Annotated in this window: 7 protein-coding genes; 1 reads left to right on the top strand and 6 read right to left on the bottom strand. The window is 63.9% G+C overall.

Annotated elements, in window-relative coordinates; genetic code table 11:
* Positions 1-241: 241 nt before the first annotated feature.
* From FGL94_RS18390 to thsA, 6 genes are all read right to left on the bottom strand, one after another.
* Positions 242-406, bottom strand: a complete 165-nt coding sequence (locus FGL94_RS18390) for a hypothetical protein (protein WP_180271753.1) — start codon at positions 404-406, stop codon at positions 242-244.
* A gap of 246 nt (positions 407-652) precedes the next feature.
* Entirely contained in the window at positions 653-901 is a 249-nt protein-coding gene (locus tag FGL94_RS13310; RefSeq protein ID WP_144926126.1) for a helix-turn-helix domain-containing protein, read from the bottom strand.
* Positions 902-1,111: 210 nt separating this feature from the next.
* Positions 1,112-1,405: an ArsR family transcriptional regulator gene (locus tag FGL94_RS13305; protein ID WP_144926123.1), complete on the bottom strand. Its 294-nt coding sequence runs from the start codon at positions 1,403-1,405 to the stop codon at positions 1,112-1,114.
* 77 nt (positions 1,406-1,482) lie between these two features.
* Positions 1,483-1,758: a hypothetical protein gene (locus FGL94_RS13300; protein WP_144926120.1), complete on the bottom strand. Its 276-nt coding sequence runs from the start codon at positions 1,756-1,758 to the stop codon at positions 1,483-1,485.
* Positions 1,759-2,601: 843 nt separating this feature from the next.
* The gene (locus FGL94_RS13295; protein WP_144926117.1) at positions 2,602-3,258 is read right to left on the bottom strand and encodes a lactate utilization protein; all 657 of its coding nucleotides are present in this window, start codon (positions 3,256-3,258) and stop codon (positions 2,602-2,604) included.
* 320 nt (positions 3,259-3,578) lie between these two features.
* Positions 3,579-5,231 carry a thermosome subunit alpha gene (gene thsA, locus FGL94_RS13290; RefSeq protein WP_144926178.1) on the bottom strand — a complete coding sequence of 551 codons (1,653 nt, stop codon included), beginning with the start codon at positions 5,229-5,231 and terminating at the stop codon, positions 3,579-3,581.
* Positions 5,232-5,540: 309 nt separating this feature from the next.
* On the opposite strand from thsA, the gene FGL94_RS13285 reads away from it, so the two are divergent.
* Positions 5,541-6,080: an NADPH-dependent FMN reductase gene (locus FGL94_RS13285; protein ID WP_144926114.1), complete on the top strand. Its 540-nt coding sequence runs from the start codon at positions 5,541-5,543 to the stop codon at positions 6,078-6,080.
* The last annotated feature ends 67 nt before the right edge of the window (positions 6,081-6,147 follow it).

Raw genomic sequence — 6,147 nt, 5'->3', positions numbered from 1 at the left:
CTTGCAGGGTTGCGCTGGTGTTGGACACACTTTTCGCACCCTGCTGCTTCGTACGTGACGCTTTCTATGACACGCTCTCACGATCGAGAAGAAGACCGCTTGTGCCTTCTTCCGGCTATTGTCGTCTGTCATGTAGTGTGATTGTGTGTAGCTGCTGTCGACTGCTGGTCGGTCGTCGCACGATACGCTCCGGTCGTTCGGGTCACGACTGATACGTCGCGGCCGTCGATCCCTCGTGTCATTACTCTAAGTTGTAGTAGTCCACGAGGACTTCCTCGAGCTTCTCGGAGACGTTCGCCCCGTCCGCGACCGCGTCGGAGCGAACCTCCCGCCAGACCTCTCGGTCCAACTCGATCGTCGTCCGCGTCAGGTCCGCGGTGTCGTCGCCGTTGGTATCGTCTGTCATCGCCACTGATCTGCAATCACCTCGCTCTGTACGCCGATTGACCGTTCTAGTAGCCACTTCACGTTGCAGTTATCAGTTATCTAATCTAACCACTTATATCTACCGTCAGTATATAGGAGTAGCATAAACTACGTTAAGGCCCGATTACTCCCCGAAAACGTCGGTCTCGACCCTCGATCCGTGATCGACGTCTCGCGGGCGACGCCCCGCGGTCGCCGTCCCGATCGGCTCGCTCGTCCCGTGCTGCTACACGTCCGCCGTCGAACCCACGCGCCGAGCCACGGCCGCGCCCGTCGACGTGAGCTCGTACGTCTGAAAGCGCGGCTCGGTGCCGTCCGTCCGCACGTAGCCGGTCTCCGCGAGCGTGATCAGTCGCGTGCGCACGTACGGCCGCGATCGATCGAGCCGCCCCGCGATCTCCGACGCGCTGCCGCCGCCGCGTTCCGAGAGACACCGCAACACGATCAGATCGAACGCGTTCGCGATGGGTATCATACGCGCTAGTGGATACTGATGGTATATACTATATGCGGTTTCGCCGTCATCGAGCGCCGGCCGCTGACGCGCCCTCGACACGCAGCCGCGGCTCTGCTCGGATCGACGTCGGACACGGACGCCGCTCTCTCGTCGGTTAACTCCTGGCCGCAGAACCCCCGGTGTCGACGTGTTCTCTCTCCCGCGCTCGGTCGCTCTGTCAGTGCCGAGCTACTCCTGCTCCGCCAGCTTCCGATCGATCAGCGCCTCGAAGTCGACGTCGTCGTCCTCGTACTCCTCCCGGTGGCTCGCCGCGACCCGTCCCCGTTCGGTGATCTCGTAGAGTCCGCTGTTCGGTGCGGGTCCGACGCGGTCGAGCAGCCCGTAATCGGCTAGCACCGGCAACCGCGTGTTGACGTACGACCGGTTCTTGTCGAGATGCGCCGCGATGTTGATCGCGTTATTACGTCTGCCGTTAGAAAGAATCTGCAGGATTTCGAAATCCGTCGGGACTGTCAGCCGCATTATCGGGGACCACTCCCCCGATGTACATATATCCTTCTAGATTCGAAGCATTAAACTCTAAATAAAATCTGTATTTATTAATTGTTTTTGTCTGAAACGAGTTCGCGTGCGACTTTCAGATCCTCGAGCGCGCGCTCGTGGTGATCAATCGCCTGTGAGATGCACCGCTCCACGTTCTGCCTGTCGAGATCGAAGTCGTCGTGAGTCACGTACAGGAGGTATCGTTCGAGAGACGTACTCGTGTTCGCCTGAGCACTCATCAGGGACTTGATCACGGCCCAATCCAGCTTCGGACCCTCATCGTCGTCGATCTTCATCCCCAGATCACCACTCTGCCGAATCGGTTCATCCATCATGTTGGATTATATATCAATAACATAAATAATTTTTGAAAACTAGTTTGTTATACTATATCTAATGCAAATTGCTTTCTCGTTCTGGAAGTATTATTGCTCACAAAGCCAGGTCTGATCGAGGGGTACGGGAACGAACTACCGTCATGACGTTTCGCTCGAGCGATCCGTCGATCGTATGTTTCCGTGACATCAGCTCTCTGATCGACTACGTCCCCGTCCGCGTTCTCTGTATACTGGTGGTATTTACTCACACATTAACCTTGTCCTAACAACATTTTTGTGCCGGTTATGCTGGTGAATTCTCTACAACCACATCTCTGTATTATTAGTAGCTACTGGTAGTGTATACTAAAGAAAACTACTAGTAGTTTAAATTACAATCATGTGGGTAATGAGCACGTACATCAACCGGCTGATCCGAACACGCTTCCCGACCCCGGGCACCGAGACGAGAACAGTTGTGCTCCCCCGCGACAATGGCTAGTGCGCTTTTCCCGGAGGACAGGGCCGGTGTCCATCGACACATCCGACTCATCCTCCTCACGGCACTGATCGTCATCAACACGGCCATCGTCGCGACTGTCCTCTTTTAGGGTCCGTCGCCCGACGGATCGGTCACTGCGCGTGCTCATCCGCCTTACCGATGTCCGACTATGCCGTCCGGTCCCGTCTCTTACCACTCGGACGCGGTTTCGACCGCGCCCGACGAGGGGATCTCGACCGCGGTTCGCATCCCGGCCCGCTGTACCGCCGCGACCAGCGCCGCCGCTCACGGACGCGAAAACCGGGGGAGAGAACGCGTGACGCGTCGCCGTCGAAACGGCGGAGCGTGTTCCGGGCTCAGTACCCGAGCTGCTCGCGCACGAGGACGACCGTCGTCCGGCCCTCCTCTGTCTCGCGGCGGTAGATGAGCTGCTTGGCGACCGCCGACTCGACGCCGTACGCCTCCTGTGCGCGCTCGTTCTCCAGCGGGTACGCGACCGACTCCAGCCGGTCGAGCGCGTCGTCGAGCGTCGGGACGATCTTGTTCGTGCCCGTGACGATGGCCACGTTGCCGGCGGCGAACGGGTAGGCCCCGACGCGGCTGCCGGAGAGGTCGGCGGCGACGAGCTCGCCCGTCTGCGCGATCGCGTTGATGCCGCCGAGGAAGTAGTCGGCCGTCTGCGACTCGCGGCGCGCGGTCTGTCGCTCGGCGTCGTCGTCGATGCTCCAGATCTGGTCGGGGAGGCTCTCCCACTCGTGGTCGCCCTCGCTGAGGAGGTCGTCGAAGCCGATCTCTTCGAGGGTCGTCGAGTGGCCGTTCATCACGGACGCGCCCGCGGGGATCTGCGACCGTACCGCGTCGAGCGCCTCGTCGGCGTCGTCGACGACGATCACGTCGAAGCCGCGCTCCTCGAGGTTCGCGACCGTCTCCTCGACGGTCGCGTCGTCGGCGGGCTGGTCCAGCGTCTCGTCGATCTCGGTGTCGTCTGCGTAGTCCGCTTTCTGCTGTGGCATTGTGTGGTAAATCGAACGGACCGCGCCGCGTCACGCGCGCTCGCGGCGGACCCGTCTCGTGATCGATCGGAGGCGCGGACGACACTTAACGGCTCGCGAACACCCGTGTCGGGGGGTGACATCGGTGTTATCGTCGTGTCGACGGAGCGACTGCTCACTGTTCGAGTAACGAGCCGGCGGCTAAGCGAGTGGCGTCGCGTCAGTCGTCGATAAAAATCGCGTGTCGTCGAGGCCCGAAGGGGCGCGCGACGGTCGGTCGGCGGGTCGGTCCAGCGGAACGGCTGCGGTCGGCGTGGGGGTGTGAAGGCGTTAACCGAACTTCACATCGCGCCGCCCATGCCGCCCATGCCGCCCATGCCGCCGCCCATGCCGCCGGGCGCGCCGCCGGGGCCGCCCTCGTCGCCGCCGTCGTCGGAGCCGCCGCCCTTGAGGTCGCCGGCCGCGATGACGTCGTCGATGCGGAGGATCATGACGGCCGCCTCGGTGGCGGACTCGATGGCCTGGGTCTTGACGCGGAGCGGCTCCACGACGCCCTCGGCCTCCATGTCGATCACGTCGCCCGTGTAGGCGTCGAGACCGGCGCCGAACTCGCCGCCGTCGTGGCGGGAGCGGAGGTCGACCAGCGAGTCGATGGGGTCGAGACCCGCGTTCTCGGCGAGGGTGCGCGGGATGACTTCCAGCGCGTCGGCGAACGCCTCGACGGCGAGCTGCTCTCGGCCGCCGACGGAGTCGGCGAAGTCGCGGAGCTGGAGGGCCAGCTCGGCCTCGGGGGCGCCGCCGCCGGGCAGCACCTTCCCGTCGAGCAGCGTCGTGCGAACGACGCCGAGCGAGTCGTCGATGGCGCGCTCGACCTCGTCGACGACGTGTTCGGTGCCGCCGCGGAGGATGAGCGTGACGGACTTCGCCTCTTCGACGTCCTCGACGAAGATGCGCTCGTCGCCGCCGATGTCCTTCTGGGCGACGGAGCCGGCGAAGCCGAGGTCGTCCGTCTCGATGTCGTCGAGGTTGGAGACGACGCGGCCGCCGGTCGCGCGGGCGAGGCGCTTGAGGTCGTCGGACTTCGCGCGGCGGACGGCGAGGATGCCCTCCTGCGCGAGGTAGTGCTGGGCCATGTCGTCGATGCCGTCACCGACGAAGACGACGTCGGCGCCGATCTCCGTCAGGTGGTCGACCATCTCGCGGAGCTGCTCCTCTTCCTGGTCGAGGAACTGCTGGAGCTGGTCGGGGTCCGTGACGTTGACCTCGGCGTCGATCTCCGTCTCCTTCACTTCGATGGCGCCGTCGAACAGCGCCACGTCGGCGTCCTCGACAGCGAAGGGCATGTTCTCGTCGACGCGCTCCTTGTCGACGATGACGCCCTCGACGAGCTCGGACTGGTCGATCGAGCTGCCGACGACCTTCTCGACGGAGACGTTCTCCGTGTCGATGCCGTCGTCGTCCTTGACCGCGAGGACGGAGTCGACGACGAGCTCGGCGAGCAGGTCCTTGGAGTTCTCGGCGCCCTTGCCCGTCATCGCCGTCTCGGCGATCTCGACGAGCGTGTCGTAGTCGTCCTCGGAGACGTCGATGGCCTCGTCTTCGAGGATCTCCTTGGCCTTCTCGGAGGCCTGACGGTACCCCTGCGCGAGCGTGGTCGCGTGGATGTCCTGATCGAGGAGCTCCTCGGCCTGGTCGAGGAGCTCACCGGCGACGACGACGGCGGAGGTGGTCCCGTCACCGACTTCCTCCTCCTGCGTCTCGCTTACCTCGACGATCATGTTGGCCGCCGGGTGGTCGATGTCCATCTCCTTCAGGATGGTGACGCCGTCGTTCGTGACGACGACGGACCCGCCGGAGTCGACGAGCATCTTGTCCATCCCTTTCGGGCCGAGCGTGGTGCGGACGGACTCCGCGACCGCCTTGCCGGCCGTGATATTCATGTTCTGAGCGTCCTTTCCGGAGGTACGCTGCGACTCCTCGGAAAGTACGATCATGGGCTGATTGCCCATCCGCTGGCGCTGTGACATTACAGCCATTGATTGATTGTGATTCTATATAAACCTTTTGCTCGGGTCGTGCGAAAACGCAACACGGTAGGGGAGTACCGCGCGGTATGAGGCACGTTCACATGGGCCTTTATATAGAACCACGGACCGAGCGTCAAGGCGTGGATCGCTTCTGATCCCCTCTCACGGCTCCAGCCGTGGTGTTCGCCTCGCACTTTCCGCACCCGATCGGTACGGGCGGTCGATCGGACACCCTCGACCGCCCGCGTTTTTGTCCTCCGACCCCGAACGCGACGTATGACCCGAATCGCCGCTGTGTCCGCCAGCCGTCGGGAGGCGAGTACCACGCGGGCCGCGCTCCGCGTCGCCCTCGCCGCCGCGGGAGACGCCGGCGCCGAGATCGACCTGATCGATCTGGGAGCGGTCGACCTCCCGCTGTATCATCCGGACGAGGACGTACAGGGCGACAGCGAGGCGCTGAAACGGCGCGTCCGCGAGGCCGACGGCGTCCTCGCCGGCACCCCCGTCTACCGCGGCTCCTACTCCTCGACGTTCAAGAACTTCCACGACTTCTGCGGCTCCGACGAGTACGCGGACACCGCCGTGGGGCTGCTCGCGACCGCCGGCGGGGGGTCGTACGGCGGGACGCTCGAACACCTCCGGTCGACGTTCCGGAACGTCCACGCGTGGACGGTCCCCCACGAGGTCGGGATCGAGGGGGCGTCGCGGGTCGTCGAGACCGGCGAGAGCCCGCGGATCGTCGACGACGACGTCCGGCGGCGCACGGAGACGCTGGGGCGCGTCGTCGTCGAGCACGCGGAGCGGCTGCGGGAGTGAAGGCGGACGAGTGACCGTCGGCCACCGACCGCACCCGCGGTCGGCAAGGGTTTCCGCCGCGAGACCG

Origin of the sequence: Halorubrum salsamenti (assembly GCF_007671685.1) — an archaeon.
GTDB lineage: Archaea > Halobacteriota > Halobacteria > Halobacteriales > Haloferacaceae > Halorubrum > Halorubrum salsamenti.
This window is presented reverse-complemented; position numbering and strand designations above follow the sequence as displayed.

Coding starts and splice junctions, on each gene's coding strand:
- FGL94_RS18390 (WP_180271753.1), bottom strand. CDS start 406: ATGACAGACGATACCAACGGCGACGACACCGCGGACCTGACGCGGACG.
- FGL94_RS13310 (WP_144926126.1), bottom strand. CDS start 901: ATGATACCCATCGCGAACGCGTTCGATCTGATCGTGTTGCGGTGTCTC.
- FGL94_RS13305 (WP_144926123.1), bottom strand. CDS start 1,405: ATGCGGCTGACAGTCCCGACGGATTTCGAAATCCTGCAGATTCTTTCT.
- FGL94_RS13300 (WP_144926120.1), bottom strand. CDS start 1,758: ATGGATGAACCGATTCGGCAGAGTGGTGATCTGGGGATGAAGATCGAC.
- FGL94_RS13295 (WP_144926117.1), bottom strand. CDS start 3,258: ATGCCACAGCAGAAAGCGGACTACGCAGACGACACCGAGATCGACGAG.
- thsA (WP_144926178.1), bottom strand. CDS start 5,231: ATGATCGTACTTTCCGAGGAGTCGCAGCGTACCTCCGGAAAGGACGCT.
- FGL94_RS13285 (WP_144926114.1), top strand. CDS start 5,541: ATGACCCGAATCGCCGCTGTGTCCGCCAGCCGTCGGGAGGCGAGTACC.